This is a genomic window from Dietzia maris, from assembly GCF_014144855.1.
Classification (GTDB): Bacteria; Actinomycetota; Actinomycetes; order Mycobacteriales; family Mycobacteriaceae; genus Dietzia; species Dietzia kunjamensis.
Window position 1 is genome coordinate 1 of record NZ_JAALDN010000290.1, and the last position, 1,478, is coordinate 1,478.

At 65.1% G+C, this 1,478-nt stretch carries 1 protein-coding gene; it reads left to right on the top strand.

Annotated elements, in window-relative coordinates; translation table 11 throughout:
• Positions 1-264 precede the first annotated feature (264 nt).
• Positions 265-1,371, top strand: coding sequence for a BtrH N-terminal domain-containing protein (locus tag G6024_RS10010; RefSeq protein ID WP_067478094.1), 1,107 nt, complete (start codon positions 265-267; stop codon positions 1,369-1,371).
• The last annotated feature ends 107 nt before the right edge of the window (positions 1,372-1,478 follow it).

The window sequence follows — 1,478 nt, forward strand, 5'->3', positions numbered from 1 at the left end:
CCTCACGTCTCATTTGATTTGACACGCTCCGGGCCGCCGGCTCGTGGAGGAGAGCGGTGGTGATTGTCTGGCGGACGCCCGGGGCTGCCTCGCCCAGCGCATTTCTTGAGCTATCACTCGGCGGGCGGCGCAGGAACGAAGGATCCTTTCGATGGACCGCTGAGGTAGGTACATGCCTGCATGAACGAATGTATAGTCACGTAACCGCATGCCCGTCCAACCGGAAACCGCGCAGATTGCTGCGACGCCGATTCAGGAGATGTCATGTCAGTCGAGGTCCCTACCCGTCATCCAGAGCCGCGACGAGTCCTACTGGACTATCCCCACCGTCAGGCAGGGCATTGTGGTTCCGGAGCGCTGAGAGACCTCCTGGAGTGGGCCGGTCTGGGCTGGGACGAGGTGCCGAGCGAAGGTCTGGTCTTCGGAATGGGCGGTGGTCTCGGCTTCACCTACCTGCGGGCACCGGGTCTCGCCCCTCCCATCTACTTCGTCGGGCGTAGCAGCGACCTCGAGGTCGACCTTCTCGCCAGGCTGGGTGCAGAGGTCGACGTTCGGGGAACCGACGATCCCGAGACCGGCTGGGGCTGGGTCCGCCGCGAACTCCAGCAAGGCCGTCCCGTGCTGATGTGGGCCGACATTTCTGAGCTGCCCTACCTCAATGTCCGCCTTCAGATGAGTCGGCACGACATCGTCGTGATCGGTTACGAAGACGACACCGAGACGGCTTTCGTGGTGGACAACGACCGAGCCGAGATGCAGAAAGTCCCCTACGAGGCTCTTGCGCGGGCGCGCGCGTCCCGATCGTTCCCCGTGCCCACGAGGCACACCACGTACTTCGTGAACTGGCCCCAGATCCTGCCCGATCTCCGCCAGACTGCGGCTTCGGCCCTCGTGGCCTCGGTCGAAAACATGCAGGCGGCGACAACCGCGATTATTCCGGACGCGTCGGTGCTACCGCCGGATGCCGTTGCCGCTGCCGGGATCAGTGGAGTCACGGTCTTCGCCGAGGATGTCGACCGGTGGCCGGGGCTCATGCCCGAACCGGAACTGGACATCGCGCTGCGTTCTCTCCACGCCTTTGTAGAGAAGGCAGGCACGGGCGGCGGCCTGTTCCGCCGGTTGCAGGCACAGTTCTGTGGCGACGTGGCCCGGCTAACGGAGTCCGCGGAGATGGCGAAGGCCGGAACTGCGCTCTTGCGCTGCGCGGACACGTGGTCGGCTCTGGCTGCGGCCGGCCGTAGCGACGGATCGACGCTCGATCGCTGGCGACGGGTCAATGAACTCGCCGCGACGCTTCCCCGCGACGAAGGCCATGCCATCTCTCACATGCGCAAAGCGGCGGGGGAACTGGGGATGGGTGACCCATTGTAGGCAAGTCGGCGAACGCAGCAAGCGAGCACCACTGCCGGGTTGCAGCAGCAGATCTGCGGCCACCGCGGACGTAAAGGCGACCCGCTCTACGGGATCCGCACCATCAT

Coding starts and splice junctions, on each gene's coding strand:
- G6024_RS10010 (WP_067478094.1), top strand. CDS start 265: ATGTCAGTCGAGGTCCCTACCCGTCATCCAGAGCCGCGACGAGTCCTA.